Below are 21,762 nucleotides of genomic sequence, written 5' to 3' on the forward strand. Positions count from 1 at the left end.
TCATTCTTCCAGGTATCCACTCGCTCGCGGCGGGCGGTGCCACATCGTTCCGGACGGGGAACAACCGCGAGAGTCCACCTGATTGCCGTCGGGGGCTCCGGCGCGGTACAGATCTTCGAACGCCGACGCGAGACGGCGTTCGTAGTCCTCGGGGTCCGGCATCGACGAAACACTCACCAGGAACGTCAGATTCAGAGTATTTCCGAGCGATGTCACCGAATGGACGAGGGCGGAGGTCCGGCTGAGCATCGGTGTCCCCAGCGCTTCCACCACCGGGCTGCCGCCGAAACGGAGGCCCTCGACCCGGCCGCGGGGCACATTGGTCACCGCGGTGTTCGCCAGAGCGACGACGGCGCCGCTCGACTCGATCCTCCGGTTGCGGGCACGCCGAATCGACACCTTCAGGTCCACTGCGGGCGAAGCATCGACGGGTGCGGTGGTTGCCGCCGTCTCCGGACGCGCGACACGCTGCTTCTCCAAGTTCGACGATTCCCGGACGAGGCGGAGTCGCTCGAGCGGGTCCGCATGGTCGGTGGTGTGCAGGTCGACGTACATGAGCGTGACCTCGTTCGCCGCACGGGTCTTCCCTCCCTCGACGCCGGACCTGCGCCGGGTCGACCGGGGGACGATCGCCGCGAGCGACGCCGGCGGGGTTTCTCCGTGCTGCTCGAGATACGAGTGCAGACCGCCCGAGACCACGGACAGGATCACATCGTTGACGGATGTTCCGGTGGAGCGAGCGACGGCCCGGACGTCGCGCAGATCCATGCGGACCCGGCCGAACTGCCGCGACCCGCTGCCACCGGTATCGAAACGCGTTCGTGGACGGCACGGCGCCGGTGGGGTGATCGTTCCCGCTGCGGTCAGCGTGGTCAGCGCCTTCCGCGCGCGGAGCGCAGCGAGCACAGCAGGTACCATCCGCACGAACCGGAACGGCAGTGCCGATACCGCCCGGACCACACCGGGAACCGAGGAGAGCGCCTCGGTGCCTGCCGGCTTCGCGTCCGGATCGTCGAACAACGCGCGGGCGATCTCGGCTGCTCCCAGTCCGTCGGTGAGCGAATGGTGTATTCGCAACGCGACGATGGTCGACGCCGCAGGGAGCTCGTCGACCCCGCTGACATCGGTCAGGACATGCACCTCCCAGGGTGGCCTTGTCAGGTCGAGGGGCGCCTCCTTCATCGACGCCAGGCGCCTGTGCAGTTCGGTGCGGGAGGTGTGGCCGACCGTCGTGAAGCGAATGTGGTGCTCGGGGTCGACGTCCGCCTCGACCCAGTACGGGTAGTCGAGATCGGCGGGAACTCGATGCAGGCGGCGACGAAGCGCCGGCGTCCGTTCCAGCCGATCGAGGAACCAGGTCACCGCCTCGGCGTTGGTGCCGATCGGATTCGCGTCCTGTTCCGTGTCGCACACATAGAAACTCAGCATTACCGCAGGTGGGTCTTCTGGGTTCGCCTCCTCGACGAACACGTGGAGGGCGTCGCGCGGAGCCAGACGAACCCCGTATGTGCGTGTCATCGCGATGGTTCGCCTCCGCGGTCTCGCTGTGCGTCTGCCCGTCCGATTCAAACAGCTCTCGGCCGAGGCCGCATCCCCCCGCGTGTGTCCGGTCTCGAACCGGCTGGCAAGCTGGAACGAGTGTTCCGAGTGATGTTCCATGAGCCCTGTATCCCCCCGAATACGGGTAATGCGATCAGGATGGTCGCCGCGACCGGCGACGAGCTGCACCTCGTGGAGCCCCTCGGATTCGATCTGTCCGAGCCGAAGCTGCGGCGGGCCGGGCTCGACTACCACGATCTGGCGTCGGTGACGGTGCATGCCGATCTGCAGGCGGCGTGGGAAGCACTGAAACCGGAGCGTGTCTTCGCGTTCACGGCGCACGCCACGACCAGCTACGCCGACATCGAGTACCGCTCGGGCGACGTCCTGTTGTTCGGTCCCGAACCGACCGGGCTGTCCGGCGAGGTGCTCGCCGATCCGCATGTCACCACACAGGTCCGCATTCCGATGTTGCCCGGACGCCGCTCGCTGAACCTGTCGAACGCCGCCGCGGTGGTGGCCTACGAGGCGTGGCGCCAGCACGGGTTCGACGGCGCAGTCTGACCGGTCTGTTTCAGCTGCTGACCACCGGCAGAATCGCCCGATCCATGACATCGGCCAGTTCGTCCCAGGGAACGGTGATGTCCACGAGTCCGATGGCGTGCGGGCCCACTTGATAATCGCCGAACCGGATCTGCATACCCTCGGGCGTCGGGAGCCAGTCGGCGAAGTTGTTCTCCTCGGGTGCGATGCCCTCGCGGACGTAGTCCGGACCGGCCGCGGTCTCCGGAAGGAGCAGCGCCGACTGCTCGGACAATCGGTCGAGTCCGGCCTGCAGGTCCGGGAACAGGTCCTGCAGCGTGACGGGGGTGGCGTTGTCGGTGTCGACAACAACGGTGGACACGAGTGCTGTGGGGTGCGCGCCGGGTGGATTCATGTTGTAGGACGTGATCAACAGTCCGGCGACGACATGCTCACCGATCCGGGTCACCTCCTGTGTGCCCGTGGCGAGCGTGTAGCGCTCGGTCCCGCGGCCGTCGATCAGGTCCTGCAACGCGGCCTGCATGGACTCGTTGAACTCGTCGACGACCGCGGGGTCCCCGCCACCGATCTGGGGGATCTCGACGGCATAGTCGACGCGATCGGTCGATCCGGACACGAGAAGGGTCTCTGCACGATACGGCTGCTGATCGGCTTCGGTGGCCGTTGTGGTGCCGATCGAGGTCGAGGTGTTCTCCGTGATCTGCGGAGATGCCGTCGAGGATCCCGCCACTGCAGTACCGCTCTCGGCGGTGCATGCCGTCAGCACCAGAACGACTACAGCGCAGGCACCGGCAAGGAGCGGGAGGCGGCGATCACGCATGTCGAACGCACTGCCCACACCGGACCTGCACTGACGCTCAGGCACCACTCTCGACGGGGCGGCCCGACTGCTGCCAGCCGTCGGTGCCACCGGCAACGGAGACGGCGTTGATGCCGCGACCGGACAGATAGTCGGCGGCCTGCAGGCTGCGTCCCCCCACCGCACAGATGATGTACACGGTCTCGGCCGCGGGGATCTCCTCGACCCGTGCCACGAACTCGCTGAGCGGTATGTGCGTCACGCCAGGAACCCGCACCTGGATGTACTCGTCGAGTTCGCGCACGTCGATGACGGGCGCACCCTCGGCGAGTGCGGTTTCCAGTGCAGCCAGATCGACTTCACGCATCGTTGTCGGTCCTCTCGTCGGGGGCCTCGCCGGGATTTCCGGCGGAAGACCGTCCCGATCGGGCGATCCACCGGACCACCAGGTAGATGATTCCGGCGCACACGATCAGGAACGCCAACCACGGTAGCGCGATACCCGCTGCGACCACCGCGGCCCCCAGGGTCGCCCACAGGCCGTTCCACCCCTCGACGATGCCGTCCCAGAAACTGTCACTGTCCGACGGGCGCTGCTGTGTGCTGATGTCGACGGTGAGAGTCGACAGGTCGACCATGTCGGCCAGCTGCCGACGCTGGGCTTCGAGGCTGTCGAGGTCGGCCTGCCGCTCGGCAAGGGCGTTCTCCGCTTCGATGATGTCGGCTGTGTTGTCGGCCGACTCGATGAGAGTACGCAGCCGGTCGACCGAGGCGCGGAGCGCGCCGACGCGCGCCTCGAGGTCGGTGTACTGCAGGGTGACGTCGTCGCGGCTCGTGGTCAGGCTCGTGACGCGTCCGAGCTGCCGCACGTCGTCGATCACGGCGTCGAGCCCGTCCACAGGGACACGGACGGTGAGCACACTGCTCGACTCGGGTCGTTCGGTGATCGAATCGATACGGCCGTCAGAGTCTTCCACGATGGTGACCACCTCGCGACCGGCTGCGACGGGATCGTCCGCGGTGAGCATGATACGTCCGGTCACGACCTCCTTCCGGTCCGGCTCTGCCTCGTCTGCGGGCGACGAGGAACGGGCGCCGTCGGTGAGCGCCGGCGCAGATTCCGACATTGCAGGCCCCGAATCCATCGCAGGTCCCGAATCCCTCATCGGCCCCGAGCCACCGTCACCTCCCTCACCGCACGCAGCGGCGACGAGCGCGACCAGCGCGAGGAGCGCAACCATCAGCAGGCGTCTCATGGGGCGCGATGCTATCGAAAGTCGCGGGATTTCACCGGTGTCCGTAGATCCATCTGCTGCAGTCGGTCGGCCAGCACCGTCACGACACCGTCCGCGTTCTGGACTCGTCCGCGCACCAACAGCGCGGGGGCAGTGTGTGCGAGGGTCCGGTATCTCGCCCACAACCCCACCGAGCACACCACATTCACCATGCCGGTCTCGTCCTCGAGGTTGAGAAAGGTGACACCGGCTGCGGTCGCCGGACGCTGCCGATGGGTGACAGCACCGCCGACGAGCACCCGAGTCCCGTCCGGGATCTGCAGCAAGCGCGACGCGGGGATCACCCCCAGCGCGTCGAGCCGGTCGCGCAGAAACTGCGTCGGATAGCTGTCCGGTGAGACTCCGGTGGCCCACACGTCGGCGGCGGCGAGCTCGACATCGCTCATGCCGGGCAGGGTGGGGGCCGGGGCGGACGCACCGATGCCCGGCAGCCGGCCCGCGCGTTGCGTCGATGCCGGACCGGCCGCCCACAGCGCTTCTCGCCTGGTGACGCCGAAACTCGACAATGCACCGGCCGTCGCGAGGGCTTCGGTCGCAGCCGTGGAGAGTTCGATGCGGGCGGTCAGGTCGAGCAGGGAGAGGTACCGGCCGTGTGCCTGTCGTTCCTCGATGATGCGTGCGGCAAGATCGTCGCCGATGTGTCGCACCTCCCCCAGCCCGAGGCGCACTTCCTGGCCTCGATTCTCGACGGTGGCGTGGGCAAGGCTCGCGTTGACGTCCGGTCCGTGCACCACGACACCGTGTCGCCGGGCGTCGGCTACCAACGATTGCGGCGAGTAGAAACCCATCGGCTGAGCTCGGAGCAGACCCGCACAGAATGCCGCGGGGTGATGCAGTTTGAACCAGGACGAATAGAACACCAGCGAGGCGAAACTCTGCGAATGGCTTTCGGGAAATCCGAAATTCGCGAAGGCGTACAGCTTTTCGTAGATGCGATCGGCGACCTCCCCTGTCAGTCCGTGCAGCTCTCGCATGCCCTGATAGAACCGCGCGCGCAGACGTTCCATCTTCTCCGGGGATCTCTTCGACCCCATCGCGCGACGCAGCTGGTCGGCTTCCGCAGCGGTGAAACCGGCGACATCGACGGCCATCTGCATCAATTGTTCTTGGAACAGCGGGATCCCGAGAGTGCGTTCGAGCGTTTTCTCGAGGCACGGATGGTCGTAGACGACGGGTTCGAGGCCGTTGCGCCGCCGGATGTACGGGTGCACGGATCCGCCCTGGATGGGTCCGGGGCGGATCAGCGCCACCTCGATGACGAGATCGTAGAAGTGCCGCGGTTTCAGCCGTGGCAGTGTCGCCATCTGCGCGCGCGACTCCACCTGGAACACGCCGACGGAATCCGCGCGGCGCAGCATCTCGTAGACGGCGTCCTCCGACAGATCGAGCTGCGCGAGATCGACGGGGATGCCTTCGTGTTCGGCGACGAGGTCGATCATGTAGTGCAGCGCAGAGAGCATGCCGAGGCCGAGCAGATCGAATTTGACCAGTCCGGCGGCGGCGCAGTCGTCCTTGTCCCATTGCAGGACGGTGCGACCGGCCATCCGTGCCCATTCGACGGGGACGACATCGGCGACGGGACGGTCGCAGATCACCATCCCGCCCGAGTGGATCCCGAGGTGTCGCGGCAGACCCTCGATCTGGGCTGCGAGCCGAAGCACCGGATCGGGGATATCGGTCGCGGTCGCGGTCTCGGATCCGGGGCCCACTCCGCCCCAGCGGCTGACCTGCTTGCTCCACGCGTCCTGCTGGCCCTGCGCATAGCCGAGCGCCCGCGCCATGTCGCGCACCGCGGACTTGCCACGGTAGGTGATGACGTTGGCCACCTGCGCGGCATGGGTGCGCCCGTATTTCTCGTAGACGTGCTGGATGGCCTCTTCACGGCGGTCGGATTCGATGTCGAGATCGATATCCGGTGGGCCGTCACGTTCCGGCGACAGGAACCTTTCGAACAACAGACCGTTGCGGACGGGATCGACGTTGGTGATGCCGATCGCATAGCACACGGCAGAATTCGCCGCAGAACCTCTTCCCTGACAAAGGATGTCGTTGCTCTTACAGAACTGCACGATGTCGTGGACGACGAGGAAGTATCCCGGAAAACCCAGTTGCTCGATGATGGCGAGTTCGTGTTCGATCTGCCGGTAGGCGTCCCGGTAGCGTTCCGGGGGTCCGTATCGGCGCAGGGCTCCGCCGTAGGTGAGTTCGCGAAGCCATGACTGCTCTGTGTGTCCGTCGGGTACATCGAACGGCGGCAGTTTCGGTGCGATGAGGCTCAGGTCGAAGGCGCATTCGCGGCCGAGGTCAGCGGCGGCCTGCACAACACCGGGAAACGCCCCGAACAGACGTGCCATCTCCGCGCCCGATCGCAGGTGGCCGCCGCCGACCGGGGGCAGTCTGCCCGCAGCGGCGTCGAGGCTCTGCCGGTCGGAGATCGCCGCCATGGCCATCGCGAGCCGTCGCCTGCCCGGAACGGAGAAGTGCGCAGCGGTACTCGCCACGCACGAAAGTCCGTATAGTCCGGCAAGTTCCGCGAGGACGGTGTTGCGTTCATGGTCGTCGGGCAGGCCATGCCAGGCGAGTTCGACGGTGACGCGCTCGGTTCCGAAGCGGTCGACGAGTTCGCGCAGCGCACGGTCGGCGCCATCGGGGCCGTCCGCGTCGAGGGCCTGCCGTACATGCCCCCTGCGGCATCCGGTGAGGATCTGCCAATGTCCGCAGGCAGCGTCGGTGAGTGCGTCGTAGTCGTAGCGGGGCTTGTTCTTCTCCCCGCCCGCCAGGTGCGCGGCGGCGATCTGTCGCGACAGGCGCCTGTACCCTTCGCTGCCACGCGCGAGGACCAGCAGGTGCGCGTCGTCGAGACCGAGTTCGGCTCCGAACACGGTGCGCATGCCGAGTTCCCGCGCGGCCTCCGCAAACCGCACGACGCCGTAGAGGCCGTCGTGGTCGGTGAGCGCGAGGGCATCGAGGCCGAGACGAACAGCCTCTTCGACGAGTTCTTCGGGCGTAGAGGCGCCGTCGAGGAAGCTGTACGCCGAGTGCGAGTGCAGCTCGGCGTACGGCACGACGGGGCCGCGCGGCAGCTGCACCTTCCCCTCGTAGCCGGGGCGAGTACGGGACCAGGCAGGGGCGTCGTTGCCGTCGCCCGGATGCATCGGAGCGGAGCGGCCGGACAGGACACGTTCCATCTCCGACCAGGTCGGCGGACCGTTGTTCCACCCCATCTTCACCTCCCGCGACACCGACATTCCTATCGTACACATGTTCGAATAGTAGGAGCGAGCCAAATTGATGCCAAAATGAGCCATAAACCATTTCCCTGGTGCCAAGCGTGTGCCACACTGGCATCATGGATTTGAACTCGTACGTGAACAATCTCGGACGCGAATTCGCCACCCTCGCCGAAGCCGGCGGCGACGAATCCCGGGCACTGGTCGAGCGCCTGACAGGATCTCTCGAATCGGCAATCCGGATGACCATCCTCGAAGCACTGTCCGCCGCCGCCGACGAGATCACCCTCGACCTGGCTCCCGGCTCGGTGGAACTACGACTCCGCGGCCGCGATCCGCAATTCGTCGTCACCGCACCTCCCGCCGAACAGGTAACCGTGGCCGACGAGACCTCGGCACCGGCGAGCAGTGCGCCGATCCCCGAAGACGGGCCGACCGCGCGGATCAATGTGCGTCTCCCCGAGCAACTCAAGACCGCAGTCGAAGAGGCCGCGGCCGAGGAAGGCCGCTCGGTCAACGCCTGGCTGGTCCGCGCTGCATCGTCCGCGCTACAGCAACCGAGCCGCGACCAGCACACCGACATCCGGAGCAGACCGACCAAGCAACGCTTCACCGGTTGGGTTCGCTGACCGCACCACTACCACCACACCGCATCTCCGGCCTGCGGACATGCTTCACCCACCTATGACCAGGGGACACCTATGCCCACTTTCGAGACACCGGAACCGATCTCCGTCACGGTCGAACTCAGCGTCGGCAACGTACGGATCACTGCGAGCGACCGCACCGACACCGCCGTCGATGTCCGCCCGAGCAACGAATCAGATGAGTCGGACGTGCAGGCCGCGCAACGAGTCCGCATCGACCTCGAGCACGGCGCGCTCCGGATCACGGGGCCGAAGGCACGCCTCTTCGACTTCTCCAACAAGACCCGATCAGTCGAGATCTCCATCGACCTACCCAGCGATTCACGGCTGTCCGGTGAGGTGCAAGTGGGGAACCTCAGTGCCACAGGTCGGCTCGGGGAGTGCCGATTCACGACCTCCGCAGGGAATGCCCGGCTCGAGCAGACCGGCCCGCTGCGCGCCGACACCTCGGCCGGTCACATCACCGCCGACCGTGTCGCGGGGAACGCCGAGATCCGTACCGGCACAGGAGAAATCCGCGTCGGTGAGATCGACGGCTCCGCAATCGTGAAGAACAACAACGGAGACACCGTGATCGGCGAGGTCACCGGCGACGTCCGGGTGCGCTCGGCGAACGGAGACATTTCGATCGACCGGGCCACCGCACATGTCGAGGCGAAGACGTCCAACGGCAGCATCCGCCTCGGCGAGATCGTCCACGGCTCGGTCGAACTCGGCACCGCAATGGGTGATCTGGAGATCGGTATTGCCGAGGGCACCGCTGCATGGCTGGACGTGAACACCGGATTCGGGCAGGTACACAACCTGCTCGACGACGCCACCGCACCCGAACCCTCCGACGCGACCGTCGAGGTTCACGCTCACACCTCGTTCGGAAGCATCACGGCCCGCCGTTCCTGATCCAGCTCACACATCGAGGGAGTACCCATGACCACCACACATTCCGTACCCGCAATCGAGGTGACCGGGCTACGCAAGTCGTTCGGAGACCACGTCGTACTGGACGGCATCGACCTCACCGTGCCGCAGGGAACAGTGTTCTCCCTGCTGGGCGCCAACGGTGCAGGCAAAACCACCACGGTCCAGATCCTGTCCACCCTGATCAACGCCGACGCCGGGTACGTCAGCATCACGGGCCACGACGTCGCCCACGAACCCGACGCGGTCCGAGCCGCGATCGGCGTCACCGGTCAATTCTCAGCGGTCGACAACCTGATGACCGGACGGGAGAACCTGCAGTTGATGGCAAACCTGCAGCACCTCTCTCGCAGCACCGGGCGACAAGTCGTGGCCCAGCTGCTCGAACAGTTCGACCTGATCGACGCGGCCGGAAAGCCGGCATCGACCTATTCGGGCGGGATGCGGAGGCGACTCGACCTCGCGATGACCCTGGTCGGCAGTCCGCAAGTGATCTTCCTCGACGAACCGACCACCGGCCTGGACCCGCGCAGTCGCCGGAGCATGTGGAAGATCGTCCGCAACCTCGTGTCCACCGGGGTCACCGTCTTCCTGACCACTCAGTATCTCGAAGAAGCGGACGAACTGTCCGATCGGATCGCGGTCCTCGACAACGGCAGGCTGGTCGCAGAAGGCACCCCCGACGAGCTCAAACGCCGCATTCCCGGTAGCCACGTCCGCCTGCGATTCGCCGACCCGAGCAACCTCGACAAGGCCGAACGCATCCTCGACCAGGCCTCCCATGAGCAGGACGCGCTCGCCCTGCGGGTGCCCGGGGACGGCAGCATGCGCTCCCTCAAAACCCTGATCGACCGTCTCGACGACGAATCCATCGACGTCGAGGAACTGTCCGTACACACACCCGATCTCGACGACGTCTTCCTCGCATTCACCGGCGGCACCCTCGACGACAGTGCCCTCAACGACAAGGTGACCCACTGATGAGTACTCCAACACTTACCGGGAAGACCCCCGCCGATCTCTCGTTCCATCCCTTGCGTGACTCGGCAACGATGCTGCGTCGCAACCTCAGGCACATGCAACGATATCCTTCGATGACCGTAACGCTCATCGGGATGCCGATCGTGTTCCTGCTGCTGTTCGTCTACGTGTTCGGCGGCACACTCGGTGCTGGGATAGACGGAACATCCAGTGGCCGAGCCGAATACGTCAACTATGTCACGCCCGCAATCATCCTGATGACCATCGCCGCCGCGGTCCAAGGAACCGCAATTTCTGTCGCGATGGACATGACCGAAGGCATCATCGCCCGGTTCCGCACCATGCACATCGCCCGCGTCTCGGTGCTGACCGGACATGTGCTCGGCAGCCTCGTCCAGACCATGCTCAGTATCGCGGCCGTCCTCGGTGTCGCGCTGCTCATCGGCTTCCGGCCCACGGCCGGACCGGGCGAATGGCTCACCACGGCCGGCTTCCTGATCGTGGTGGCGTTCGCGCTCATCTGGCTCTCGGTCGCGCTCGGGCTGGCGAGCAAGAGCGTCGAGGCCTCGAGCAATGTCGGGATGCCGCTGATCCTACTGCCCTTCCTCGGCAGCGGGTTCGTCCCCACCGACTCCATGCCCGCGGGGCTGCGGTGGTTCGCCGAGTACCAGCCGTTCACCTCGATCATCGAAACCTTGCGCGGTCTGCTGATGGGCACCCCGATCGGAAACCACGGGTGGATCGCGCTCGGCTGGTGCGCGCTGATCGCCCTCGGCGGGTACTTGTGGTCGAAGAAGTTGTTCAACCTTGAATACACACGCTGATCGAATCGCGCTCTGGTCTTTCCTCCAGTTCCAAGGGTTTCTGCACGTTCACGACCAACGGAAACCCGTGGGGCAGGAGGAAGGTTCAGTTGACTCTCAGTACCCGGCGCTCGGCTCGACCCGAGCGAGCAGCTCCTCCCCCGCAATGAACCTGCGCACGTTCTCACGCAGCGTCGGCGCGAACGCCGCGGTCAGACCGCTTCGAGTGTTCGCAATGTGCGGGGTGATCACGACGTTGTCGAGATCCCACAGCGGGTGTCCATCGGGCAGGGGCTCGGGTTCGGTCACGTCGAGGACCGCCCCTGCGATCTTCTCCGCGCGCATCGCGTCGACGAGTGCATCCGTGTCGACCAGGTTGCCGCGCGCAACGTTGACGAGCCATGCAGTGTCAGGCATCGCCTCGAGCACAGCGGCGTCGACGAGCCGATCGGTGTCCTCGGTTGCCGGAGCCGCAATCACGAAGTGATCGGCCATGGACCACACTTCCGCGGTGCGACTCGACGGCAGTGTCACCTTCGCTCCGTCGACCGGCCGACCCGAACGGTTGACCGCCACCACTTCCACACCGAGAGCGTGCAACCGCGGGATCATGGCGCGGCCGATCCCACCGGCTCCCACGATTGCCACGGTCGACCCGTGGAGCGTCCGGACCCGCGGATCGATCTCGTCTTTCCGCCAGCTCGTCGCTCCGAGTGACGTGTGGAACTGGCGCAACCCTACGAGCAGCCCCCCGACGGCGTATTCGGCGACGTTGTCGGCGTACACGCCCGAGGCATTCGCCCAGATGCGCCGGTCGTCGATCAGCCCGGCCCGGAAGAACGGCTCGATGCCTGCGTAGGTGAGCTGCACCCAACGGATGTGATCGGGCAAATTCTTCGGGAAATCGTCGGGACCACCGTCCCACACCAGTGCGTCGGCGTCGTCGAACTCGGCGAGCGCGGCACCGCCGTCGACGATCGCGGTCGCAAGGTGATCATCGTGACCGGGTCCCAGGTGAATGCGCATGGATAGAACCCTATCGCCGCGCGGCGCCGTCATCGAGACAAGGACGCACCGGAGGTGTTCCGGACGTCCTATTTGTCGCTCACACCCAGACTCCGGCTCAGTGCGAGCACTGCGTCGCGGCGGCCCAAGGCGCCGAACGGTGAGCCGCCGGTCGGGTTGTCGGCACCGCAGATCCACGTGGGTCCATCGGACAGGTGCTCGAGCGCTTCCTCCGCGACGTCGTGGGGGTCTGCCAGATCGCGGCGCGCTTCACCCGCAGCGCCGAGCGCTCGATGCATCGACGGGGTGTCGGTCGCGCCGAGTACGAGTCCCAGAACATCGACCCCGCTACCGCGCCACTCGGCCCACAGACTTTCCGCAAGGATGAGATCGAACGCCTTCGTTGCACCGTAGGTCGCGAGGGTGGGGCCCCCGACCCATGCGGCACCTGAGGTCACGAGGACGACGGCCCCCCGACCCCGCGCCACCATCGGGCCGCCGAACCTGTAGGTCGTTTCGAGCACACTCGTGCAATTGCGATGGACCAGCGACAGGTGGGTATCGAGATCCTTGTCGAGGAACGCGCTACTGCGATCGTCACTTCCTGCGTTGTAGACGAACAGCCCGATTCCGAGATCGGCTGTCGCGGTTTCGAGCCGTGCCGGAGCGTCGGAAGTGCTCATGTCGAGCGCGACCGTGCGCACCTCGACACCGTGCCGCGCTCGGATTTCGGTGGCGCACTCCTCCAACACGGTTGTTCGTCGTGCCACCAGCACAACGTTCATGCCCCGGCCTGCCATGCCGTGAGCGAACGCGGCACCGATCCCGTCGGAACCGCCGACGACGATGCCCCAGTGCCCGTACTTGCCTGCCAAGTCTGTCGTCATCGTTCAGTCGCTTTCGGTGGACGGGGTGAGCATCTCCCGGTGTTCGGCGGTGCCGTCGAGATTGGCGTTGATCCGTTCCTCGATCCGCCAACCTTTCGGCGTACGCACCCAACGCCAACTGTTCGCAGAGACTCGCGCCACCCAGAATCGGTCGGCGTCGGCATCCCAGCGGATGTTGAGCGCGTAGCTACGGCCGGTGGCGTGGTCACCGTCGACCACGATGTGCGGCACGGTCAGGACATGACCGCATCCGTCTCGGAGCAGGCTCTGGTGGCCGTCGCCGTGAACCATGCCGACGATCTCCTCGTGCCCGCGCATCCGCCGCTGCGGAACGGCGTCGAAGATACCGTCGTCGGTCCAGAGTGCAGCCGCCGCCTCCCCTGACCCGCTGTCGACCGCGGGTCCGTACTGGGCGACCAGCTGCATGATCTCGACCTGGTCACTGAGCGCGCGAACCTCGGCGGCCAGCGCGGCGACCATCTCGCGCAGTTCCTCGACATCGCTCATCGACAGTCCTTTGCGTCGAAATGTAGGCCCGATGCGCAGATGCGACACGCCAGAGATCGGACGAGGAGTTCGCCCGATCCGGATACTGAATCGTCGACGACCCGGGTTTCGACCCTTCCATCTCGCAACCCAGCAGCACGCATCATCTTCTCCCTCCGAAGGATTCGGTCCTGCCATGCACGGTAGCGACTCCGCCTCAATTACAGAAGAGCTTCTCCTGTAATTGAGGCGGAGTCGGACGAGGACCGAGGGTTCTCCCCCAGTCGAAGATCAGGCTCCGGACCTGATGTGCTCCCGGTCTCGGACGACCACGATCAAGCACGTGAAACTACTGGTGCGGATCGTGTCGGCCCTGTTCGCCCTCGGCGTGGCGCTGATTCTCGGCGCGGCGGGTGCCGGGCTCTTCTTCTGGAACACAGCCTCGATCGACACGACAGGACAGGTGGCATTCGACCGGCCGCTGCATGTTCCTCCACTCGCCGACAGCACGGTGGCCGATGACGGCACCCGCGTGTTCGACCTGACCCTGCAGCGCGGTACCAGCGACCTCGGGCACGGCCCCGAAACGGAGACCTGGGGTGTGAACGGCAACTACCTCGGCCCGACACTGCGCGCCACGCGCGGTGAGAACATCCGCGTGAACGTGACGAACGAGATCGGCGAGACGAGCACCCTGCACTGGCACGGAATGCACCTTCCCGCCGCAATGGACGGAGGTCCCCACCAGAGAATCGAACCCGGTGCCACGTGGTCGCCGCACTGGACGATCGATCAACCTGCTGCGACGCTCTGGTATCATCCGCACCTGCACGGCTCCACGGCAGCGCACGTGTACCGCGGTCTCGCAGGCATGTTCCTCCTCGACGAGGCGAGCGGCCCCGAACTTCCCCATCGGTACGGCATCGATGACCTTCCGATCATCGTGCAGGACAAGAAGTTCGACGGCACCCGGCTCGACGAGGACAACACGATGTTCGCCAACGTCGGAACCCTGGGCGACGAAATCCTCGTCAATGGCACGCCCGGCGCTTTCCTGGACGTGACGACCGAACGCATCCGGCTGCGGCTGCTCAACGCATCGAACGCGCGGATCTACAACTTCTCGTTCGACACCGGTCTGCCGTTCCGTCTGATCGGCACCGATGGCGGACTATTGGAGGCACCGGTGACACTCCGCAGTCTTCAACTCTCCCCCGGCGAACGAGCCGAGATCGTCGTCGAGGCGCCCGCCGGAACCCGGAACGTGCTCCGCAGTACCCCACCCGATCTACGCGCCGATTTCTGGCAGACCCGATTCTCGGGCGGAGACGACAGCGTCGACGTTCTCGAACTGCGCGCCGCCGACACTCTCGAACCGAACGAACTGGTCCCGGCACCACTGGCGACGCTGGACGATCTCGGCGAACCGACCGTCACGCGCACCTTCGACCTCACCAGCGCAACCGAGATCAACGGCCTTCCGATGGACATGAACCGCATCGACGAGGTCGTCGTTGCCGGCACCACCGAATTGTGGGAGGTGACCAACATCAGCGGGATGGTCCACAACTTCCACATCCACGACGTGCAGTTCCAGGTCGTCGAGGCGACCGGGATGCCTGCCGACCATCCGACGCTGACCGGCAGGAAGGACACCGTCTACGTCCCGCCCGGCGCCACTGTGCGACTGCTCATGCGGTTCGGCGACCACGCCGACCCCGACGTTCCGTACATGTACCACTGCCATCTGCTCCGGCACGAGGACGACGGCATGATGGGCCAGTTCGTGGTCGTCGGCGCCGAGGAAGTCGATCAGGTGGGCGTCCTTCCTCTCGGCTCGGCCCACGGCAGCGCGAGGCACAGCGCAGAGGACCACAGCGGGTGACCGCGTGTGGGCCTCGTCGCACAGTGGAGGCTCCGGAATAGATCCTCGCGCGACCGCGTTGACCCATTCGGATCGGCGCGCCGGTACGCCCCGGAGCCAATGTGAATTGCCTTCGTGGAATACCGTCCGGCTGGAACCACGTTGCGCCCCGTGCCGTGAGGCACCCGACGCGCCGGTCCGCCTCTCTTCTCCGCCCCACCGACGATCACCTGCGTCCTGCTCGCGATTACAGTTGCCGTTCGGCAACACCGAGCAGACCGGGAGAACGTATGAATCGCTGGGCCGAGATCGTCGTGACAAGAAGCCGGTGGGTCCTCGCCCTCGTCCTACTCGTCGTTCTCGTTGCAGGTGCATGGGGCATCGGTGTCTTCGGCAAGCTCTCCAGCGCCGGCTACTACGTCGCCGACAGCGAAGCCATGCAGGCGCAGCAGATCATCTACGACACGTTCGGGTCGCAGACTGCCGACATCATCGCGATGTACACCGCCCCCGAGGGCAGGACCGTCGACGACATCCGGCCCGACATCGAGCAGACGCTCGCCGCGTTCGACGAGCAGTATCCGTCCGAGGCCATCACGACCTACTGGACGGCACCGCCACCGACGAATCAGCTGTTGCTCTCGACAGACCAGCAGAGCGTGGCGGCCACCATCACGCTCGGCACGAGCTCGGGTGTGACGTCGGCCGACTTCCAATCGGCCCTCGACAAACTCGAGGTGCCCGGCGTCGAGTCCCAGTTCGCGGGCAACACCGTCGTCTCCATCGAGTTCACTCACACGCTCGAGCGCGATCTCGTCAAGGCCGAGGCCATCGCGATTCCGATCACGCTCATCCTGCTCGTCCTCATCTTCGGCGGTGTCGTAGCCGCGGCTGTCCCCGTCTTCGTCGGGGTGCTGGCCATCTTCTCCTCCCTCGCGACGCTACGGCTGCTCTCGACGGTCACCGAAGTGTCGTCGTACGCCCTCAATATCACCTCACTGATCGGCCTGGGGCTGGCGATCGACTACGGATTGTTCATCGTCAGCCGATACCGCGAGGAACTCGCCTCCGGATCCGATCCTGCTGCCGCGACGAAACGAACGATGCTGACGGCGGGCCGCACCGTGATGTTCTCGGCGGCCCTGCTCATCTGCGCATTCGCGGGCATGCTCGTCTTCCCACAGGCTGTCCTCCGATCGCTCGGTCTCGGAGCGATGGCCTCGGTGTTCAGTGCCGCCGTCCTGTCGCTGACGGCGGTGCCTGCCGTGTTGGCGCTCCTCGGGCACCGCATCAACGCGTGGACCTGGGATCGCGAGGCGTCGACACGCAGCGAGGCCCGTGCACGCAAGTTCTGGGGCAGCGTCGTACACAAGGTGATGAAGCGACCCGCCCTCATCGCAATCGCCATCACCGCGGGCCTGCTGTTCCTCGCCACCCCGGTCCTGAAAGCTCAGTTCGGCGAGGTCGAATACACCGCGTTGCCCGAGGACAGCGCCGCACGCGCGGCGACCCAGACGCTTCTCGACGAGTTCCCGAGCACGGGCAACGGCCCGACACTCGTCCTGCGCGACGACGGCGGACAGGCCGTCGACGCCGATGCCCTCCGCACCGTGTCGCGTGAGGTCGCAGGCATCGAGGGGATTTCGCAGGTCGTCACCGTCGGGCAGCAGGACGACGTCGCCGTGGTGCAGGCCATCTACGCACAGGGCGTGGACGGTACCGACAGGGCCAGTGAGATCACCGACGAGTTGCGGTCGATCCCCGTCCCGGACGGCTCGGAACTGCTCGTCGGCGGCAGCCGGGCGTTGGTCGACGACGCCAATACCGCGGTCTCCGACGCACTGCCGTGGATGGTCCTGATCATGGTGGTTTCGACCCTGATCCTGCTGTTCCTCGCGTTCGGATCGGTGGTACTGCCGATCAAGGCCGTGCTGATGGCAGGTCTGAGTCTCGCCGCGACCTTCGGCGTGCTCACGTGGGTGTTCCAGCTCGGGCACGGCGCATCGCTGATCAATGTGGTGCCCAACGAGTTGGAGCCGACATTCGTCGTGCTGATCCTTGCTGTGGTGTTCGGGCTGTCCACCGACTACGAGGTCTTCCTGATGTCGCGCATGGTCGAAGCGCGTGCAGCAGGGGCAACGACTGTCGAGGCCGTCGAGTACGGCATCTCACGCACCGGACGTGTGGTCACGTCCGCGGCCCTGCTGCTGATCGTGGTGACCGGAGCATTCACCATCTCGGGATTGTCGATCATGCGATTCCTCGGTGTCGGCATGATCATTGCCCTGATCATCGATGCGACCGTCGTGCGCATGCTGCTGGTGCCGTCGCTGATCAAACTGATGGGCGAGACGAACTGGTGGGCTCCGCAGTGGATGAAGAAGGTCCACGAGAAATTCGGGCTCGGGCACTGAAAGGTTCGTCGGCCGAACTTCCTACAGTTGCGTGAGCTTCGTGGCCACCACGGGCCGCACTGGCTTGGGCGCGGCACCGCAACTCGCGGGTCGCTCCGAGAGCTCCCTGACCTCGACGTCGACCCGCCATTCCCGTCCGTCACGGTGCCGCACGAGCGGTTCGGTTCCGGTCTCGTCGACGGTGAAGGCATCGATCGACAGGTCGCCCACAGCACCCCGTACCGCGAGTTCGGCAACCTGACCTGCTGCTCCCCACGTGCTGCGGCCACGCGCACCGAGCGCGGGAACCTCACCGCGTACGGCCGCGCGCACCACCTCGACGCTCTGCTCGGCGTCGAGACGACCGTATGAGTAACCGGTAGGCAGCAGGATCATCGACGGAGCGAATCGGTGCCCGCCGGTGTGCGAGCATTCCCAGACCGCGTCCGAGAATTCTTCCTTCAGCGCCGACGCGACAGGGCGTCCGAGCACCGCACAACACTGGTCGCGCTTTCCGTGCGCGCAGACGAGTACGGTCGGGCCGGACACCGCCTCTCCCAGCCTCGGCGGGGGGCCGGCCACCACGCGCGGCACGATATCGAGTAACTCCGCCGGGTCGGTGATCTCGAGTCGTTCGCACCACGCATTGCCCGGCTCGGTACGAGCGAGGAGGACGGTCTTCGTCGGTCGCGGGACATCGCGGCCCGGACGCCGGATGAACATGATCCGCACCCCGGCCGCATCCGCGCGGGCCGAGAGTTCAGCTGCGAGCTCCGCACCGAGTGCAGTGCCGTCGAGCACGTCACGCCCCCAAGCCGACGGGAACTCCAAGCATACGTAGCCGGGGGCTGTCGCGGTGGTGCCGGGCAAAGGCTCGTCGACGGCGGACAGCGCAGAACAAGTGGAGGCAGCGGTGGTCACGCCGCCATTGTGTCCCGCCCGCACATCCGAAGAAAGTCGGGCGGCGACGGTGTCAGCGGGTGCGCCGCAGTCGCCTGATCCCCGCCTGCGTCCAGATCCTGAGGAAGCCCTGGGACAGATAGGCGAGGCAGCCGAGGGCGAGCGTCCACTTGGTGACGCTGATCGTGGATGCGGCGCGCACCGTGTCGTCGGTGATCTTGTCGCGGTGGTCGAGCAGGTACAGGCCGGCGACATTCTCCGCGTAATCGCCTGCCGCAGCGATCACGGGCGCGGTGAGCAGAATCCTGCGCACGGCCGGCGACAGCGGCCGATGGTGGTCGAGTGCGCGCGCACCGGCCCGCAACGCCACAGCGAAGGTCAGCGGATGAAACATGTCCCAGTAGTAGTGCTCCCGATAACGGGAGAGTTCGGCTGGTCCGAGACTATCGAGGATCTTCCGGTACTTCGATGCCGAGAACGTCGTCTGCACCGTACCGACGGTCAGCGCGGTGGAACCGAGGACGCGGGCGATGTTCGCCTGCGAGACGACGAACAGAGCGGAGGTCGCGAGAAGCTTCCGGTCGGGCGAGGACAAGGACATGACCCGATCGTATGCCAGTCCACTCCGAGGCGAGTGACTGAAGAGTGCCCGCGTCGGAGGGACCGTCTCGTGAGCTCGGCGCAGAGTGTGCGCTATCGTGTTCGCACTGTCAACGGCCCGGGGGGGGAGATGATGGAAGACACCATCAGAGCCGACATCGACGAGATGCGTGTGGTATCTCATTCTTTCGATTCGAATGCGGAGGTTGTCAGCCGCATCGACACACGCGGGGTGGTCGCGGGAGCGGCCGACGGATTTACCGGTGGCGCGGCAGTGGTGACGGCGCTGGGCTCGACCGAGGCCGCGATGCGGCGCGCGATCTCGATGATCGCCGATCGCGCGTGGTCGTTGGCCGATACCCTCGATCGCGTCAGTGCGGATTACGAGCACACCGACGCATACTTGGCCGCGGAACTCGCTGCGGCCGTTCCTGAATGATCCCACAGCTCGGTCACGCCCGACGCTGGGCCCCTTCCGTGCTCGCCGACTGCGCGAAAGCCGTCGACGACGCGGCCACCGGCCTCGACGCGTCCCGCACCCGACTCTCCGGAGTCTCGTCGGCTCTGTGGCACCACTGGGAGGGTCGGGCAGCCGAGGCATGCGAACGCCACCTCGACCACGAACAGCGGCACATCGGCACCGTAATCGGCGAATTCGAAGCCCTGGCCGCGCTGATCCGCAGAGCGGAGGAGTCGCTGTCATGGATGATCCTCACCGTCCACAACGCGATTGCTGACGCCGAACGTGCCGGTTTCACTGTCGACGACTCCGGTACGGTCACCGGAGGGACTGCTGATCCGGAACCCGGTGAGCGCACGGCCGCGGAGCACTCCGACGCAATTCGCACCCACCTCGTCGGCCTCGGAGAGATCGACGACCACTATGCCGCGCTCATCGTTCAGGCGGTCTCCGAACTGATAGACGTGACACCACGAGCCGCCACCTTCTCACCGGACGAAGCAGCGCGCGACTGGAAGATGTTCGACGACGGCGAGCTCACCGACGGGGAGGTCGGCCGCCTGCTATCCAACCTGACGGCCGCAGGACTCGATCCTTCTGCGCTCGCCGACCTTGCGGCAGGGAAGGAGATCCGCACGCTCCCCACCGGAGCAGTCCAGTACCTCGAAGACCTGTATCGGGAGGGCGGTGTCGACGGATTCCTGGCCCTCCATCGCGCCCTCACGGACGACGGTGGGCCGCAGGCGGTAGCTGCCGCGGAAGCCTTGAGTTCGGGTGTTCTGATCGTGTCGCACGAGCAGGTCTTCGACGCGGACGGCGCACAAGGCGGCTGGGAGCGACTCCCGGACGATGTGCGAGCGCTGACCCAACTGAGGCCGTCCACACCAGCTGCCACGACACTCGGCGAATTCCTCGAATCCGTGTCGCCGTTCGAACGCGAACGACTCGAATCCGTACCCGGCGCAGCCGCAGCCGCACACGCCGAACACCTTCTGGATCCCGACGGCACCTACGCCCGCCGGGTGGGGCAGCAGAACGATTTCTGGGCGGCCGTCGCGGCGTCCGAGGCGGTACCCGGATCGCGCCTCGGCGTCGAACTCGTCCAGGCGGCCTCCACACAGGTGGGTTTGTTCGATGCGCCGGACCACACTCCGTTCGCGTCCACGTCACGATCGGCACCGGCCGGTCTCGGCGAACCCCTGCTCGATGTGGCCACCCGCAACAATGACGTCAACACACGAATCCTCACCGGAGATCTCGACGGCGACGGTATCGCTGACACCCAACGCGACGACATCCTCACCCCGTTGTTCACCCACGACTGGGAGGACGACGGCGCAGCACTCGGCCGAATGACATCGTGGATGACGGATGAGGCCATCGGTGCGACCGACCCGAATGACGCCGACACGGTCGCACGGCGAGACCAGGCCGACCGCGCCGCACTCGGACTGGCGCAGTACATCTCGCACGCCGAGAATTACGAGCGGCTCATGGATGTTCACGGTTCCGACACGTCCGATCTGGGTGAGGCGAACCCTGCCCTGCTTCACGCCATGAGCAGCGGTCTTGTCGGCTACATCCCGCACCTCGCCGGAATCGATACGGACAGCAGCGAATGGACCTTGCGCGCAGTCGAATCCAGCGACGACGGAGACAAGCGGTTCGTCCACGCTCAGCGCGTCTTCTCACTGATGTCGACCGGAGCCGATGCCAACACGACATTCATGGGTGGTGCGTTGACGTTCCAGGAAGCATACGACCGGGAGTTCGTGCGCAGCCTCGTCGAACCCGACAAGTACGGCATGATTTCACCGAATACCGCCGCGGCCGGGAACACCGCCCACATCCAGGCTCTGATCGACACCGGCATCTACAATGCCGCCCTCGAACAGACCCGAGACCAAGAGAACATCCAGAATCTCGTCGCGGAACGCCGCAATCAGGCATACGACACCGGCTACACGATGATGCGCAACACGATCGCATCGTTCGTTCCCGCAAACTTTACAGCCGGCTTGACGATGGACATGCTGAACCCGATGGTGCGCGACCACTTCACTATTCCCGAAACACCCACAGAGAACAGCGCGTTCACGCTGAACGACTCGACAATATCCGCGGAGAACGATATGAGAATTACGCGCTATCTTGTCGAAACAGATGGAATCCCCTCACATCCGTCCGCAGTCGAGAATCTCGCCGCAGCGGGGATCCTCTCTGCCGACGGAACACCAGCTACAGAACGCACTGATCCCCTCAGTCACCCCACTCAGGAAATTCGAAAGATGATCACGACTGCACTGAATGCCGAATACGGCACTGACTATTCGAACAATTACAACGAGGAGTATTTAATCAGTTACCGCGATGTTGCGCCCACCGTCAACTTTGTCCGGTAATTCCACATGA

General features: G+C 65.6%; 19 protein-coding genes. 9 read left to right on the forward strand and 10 right to left on the reverse strand.

All coding sequences use genetic code 11. The features are described 5' to 3' along the window. Positions 1-1,518 (reverse strand): wax ester/triacylglycerol synthase domain-containing protein, encoded by a 1,518-nt coding sequence (locus ACTDXD_RS01445; protein ID WP_440125448.1) that lies wholly within the window; start codon positions 1,516-1,518, stop codon positions 1-3. A 120-nt stretch (positions 1,519-1,638) separates the two neighbouring features. On the opposite strand from ACTDXD_RS01445, the gene ACTDXD_RS01450 reads away from it, so the two are divergent. Further along, positions 1,639-2,103 carry a tRNA (cytidine(34)-2'-O)-methyltransferase gene (locus ACTDXD_RS01450; RefSeq protein ID WP_440125449.1) on the forward strand — a complete coding sequence of 155 codons (465 nt, stop codon included), beginning with the start codon at positions 1,639-1,641 and terminating at the stop codon, positions 2,101-2,103. Between the two features lie 10 nt (positions 2,104-2,113). Here the strand turns inward: ACTDXD_RS01450 and ACTDXD_RS01455 are convergent, their stop codons facing one another. From ACTDXD_RS01455 to ACTDXD_RS01470, 4 genes are read right to left on the reverse strand one after another with little or no spacing between them, the layout of a single operon-like run. Continuing rightward, complete coding sequence (locus ACTDXD_RS01455; protein WP_440125450.1) at positions 2,114-2,902, reverse strand: RsiV family protein; 789 nt, start codon at positions 2,900-2,902, stop codon at positions 2,114-2,116. A gap of 37 nt (positions 2,903-2,939) precedes the next feature. After that, entirely contained in the window at positions 2,940-3,248 is a 309-nt protein-coding gene (locus tag ACTDXD_RS01460) for a rhodanese-like domain-containing protein (RefSeq protein ID WP_169685656.1), read from the reverse strand. After that, positions 3,241-4,137 (reverse strand): DUF4349 domain-containing protein, encoded by an 897-nt coding sequence (locus ACTDXD_RS01465; protein ID WP_440125451.1) that lies wholly within the window; start codon positions 4,135-4,137, stop codon positions 3,241-3,243. Before ACTDXD_RS01465 ends, ACTDXD_RS01460 begins: the two co-directional genes overlap by 8 nt. Positions 4,138-4,148: 11 nt before the next feature. Continuing rightward, positions 4,149-7,400: an error-prone DNA polymerase gene (locus ACTDXD_RS01470; RefSeq protein ID WP_440127494.1), complete on the reverse strand. Its 3,252-nt coding sequence runs from the start codon at positions 7,398-7,400 to the stop codon at positions 4,149-4,151. 125 nt (positions 7,401-7,525) lie between these two features. On the opposite strand from ACTDXD_RS01470, the gene ACTDXD_RS01475 reads away from it, so the two are divergent. The 4 genes from ACTDXD_RS01475 to ACTDXD_RS01490 all read left to right on the forward strand — a co-directional run bounded on the left by ACTDXD_RS01475 (position 7,526) and on the right by ACTDXD_RS01490 (position 10,776). Beyond that, positions 7,526-8,035 carry a YlcI/YnfO family protein gene (locus ACTDXD_RS01475; protein ID WP_440125452.1) on the forward strand — a complete coding sequence of 170 codons (510 nt, stop codon included), beginning with the start codon at positions 7,526-7,528 and terminating at the stop codon, positions 8,033-8,035. A gap of 72 nt (positions 8,036-8,107) precedes the next feature. Next, positions 8,108-8,953, forward strand: coding sequence for a DUF4097 family beta strand repeat-containing protein (locus tag ACTDXD_RS01480; RefSeq protein WP_440125453.1), 846 nt, complete (start codon positions 8,108-8,110; stop codon positions 8,951-8,953). A gap of 27 nt (positions 8,954-8,980) precedes the next feature. Beyond that, positions 8,981-9,952, forward strand: a complete 972-nt coding sequence (locus ACTDXD_RS01485; RefSeq protein WP_440125454.1) for an ATP-binding cassette domain-containing protein — start codon at positions 8,981-8,983, stop codon at positions 9,950-9,952. Next, positions 9,952-10,776 carry an ABC transporter permease gene (locus ACTDXD_RS01490; RefSeq protein WP_440125455.1) on the forward strand — a complete coding sequence of 275 codons (825 nt, stop codon included), beginning with the start codon at positions 9,952-9,954 and terminating at the stop codon, positions 10,774-10,776. The genes ACTDXD_RS01485 and ACTDXD_RS01490 overlap by 1 nt, the downstream gene beginning before the upstream one ends. Before the next feature lie 96 nt (positions 10,777-10,872). Here the strand turns inward: ACTDXD_RS01490 and ACTDXD_RS01495 are convergent, their stop codons facing one another. From ACTDXD_RS01495 to ACTDXD_RS01505, 3 genes are all read right to left on the reverse strand, one after another. Then, entirely contained in the window at positions 10,873-11,781 is a 909-nt protein-coding gene (locus ACTDXD_RS01495) for a D-isomer specific 2-hydroxyacid dehydrogenase family protein (RefSeq protein ID WP_440125456.1), read from the reverse strand. Between the two features lie 68 nt (positions 11,782-11,849). Further along, positions 11,850-12,647 (reverse strand): SDR family NAD(P)-dependent oxidoreductase, encoded by a 798-nt coding sequence (locus ACTDXD_RS01500; protein WP_440125457.1) that lies wholly within the window; start codon positions 12,645-12,647, stop codon positions 11,850-11,852. 3 nt (positions 12,648-12,650) lie between these two features. Continuing rightward, on the reverse strand, positions 12,651-13,154 hold the full coding sequence (locus ACTDXD_RS01505; protein WP_440125458.1) for a nuclear transport factor 2 family protein: 504 nt from the start codon (positions 13,152-13,154) through the stop codon (positions 12,651-12,653). A 286-nt stretch (positions 13,155-13,440) separates the two neighbouring features. Here ACTDXD_RS01505 and ACTDXD_RS01510 point away from each other — a divergent pair, with 286 nt between their 5' ends. After that, positions 13,441-15,018: a multicopper oxidase family protein gene (locus ACTDXD_RS01510; RefSeq protein WP_440125459.1), complete on the forward strand. Its 1,578-nt coding sequence runs from the start codon at positions 13,441-13,443 to the stop codon at positions 15,016-15,018. Positions 15,019-15,287: 269 nt separating this feature from the next. Further along, complete coding sequence (locus tag ACTDXD_RS01515) at positions 15,288-17,411, forward strand: MMPL family transporter (RefSeq protein WP_440125460.1); 2,124 nt, start codon at positions 15,288-15,290, stop codon at positions 17,409-17,411. A gap of 21 nt (positions 17,412-17,432) precedes the next feature. Here the strand turns inward: ACTDXD_RS01515 and ACTDXD_RS01520 are convergent, their stop codons facing one another. Both ACTDXD_RS01520 and ACTDXD_RS01525 read right to left on the reverse strand, forming a co-directional pair. Continuing rightward, a complete protein-coding gene (locus ACTDXD_RS01520) occupies positions 17,433-18,311 on the reverse strand; it encodes a sucrase ferredoxin (protein ID WP_440125461.1) in 879 nt (292 codons plus the stop codon). A 52-nt stretch (positions 18,312-18,363) separates the two neighbouring features. Further along, the gene (locus tag ACTDXD_RS01525; RefSeq protein WP_440125462.1) at positions 18,364-18,891 is read right to left on the reverse strand and encodes a hypothetical protein; all 528 of its coding nucleotides are present in this window, start codon (positions 18,889-18,891) and stop codon (positions 18,364-18,366) included. A gap of 129 nt (positions 18,892-19,020) precedes the next feature. On the opposite strand from ACTDXD_RS01525, the gene ACTDXD_RS01530 reads away from it, so the two are divergent. Then, positions 19,021-19,329: a hypothetical protein gene (locus tag ACTDXD_RS01530; RefSeq protein WP_440125463.1), complete on the forward strand. Its 309-nt coding sequence runs from the start codon at positions 19,021-19,023 to the stop codon at positions 19,327-19,329. Further along, positions 19,326-21,752: a TPR repeat region-containing protein gene (locus tag ACTDXD_RS01535; protein WP_440125464.1), complete on the forward strand. Its 2,427-nt coding sequence runs from the start codon at positions 19,326-19,328 to the stop codon at positions 21,750-21,752. The genes ACTDXD_RS01530 and ACTDXD_RS01535 overlap by 4 nt, the downstream gene beginning before the upstream one ends. The last annotated feature ends 10 nt before the right edge of the window (positions 21,753-21,762 follow it).

The sequence above is a fragment of the Rhodococcus sp. SJ-3 genome (assembly GCF_051918125.1).
In the GTDB taxonomy this organism is placed as follows: Bacteria; Actinomycetota; Actinomycetes; order Mycobacteriales; family Mycobacteriaceae; genus Rhodococcus.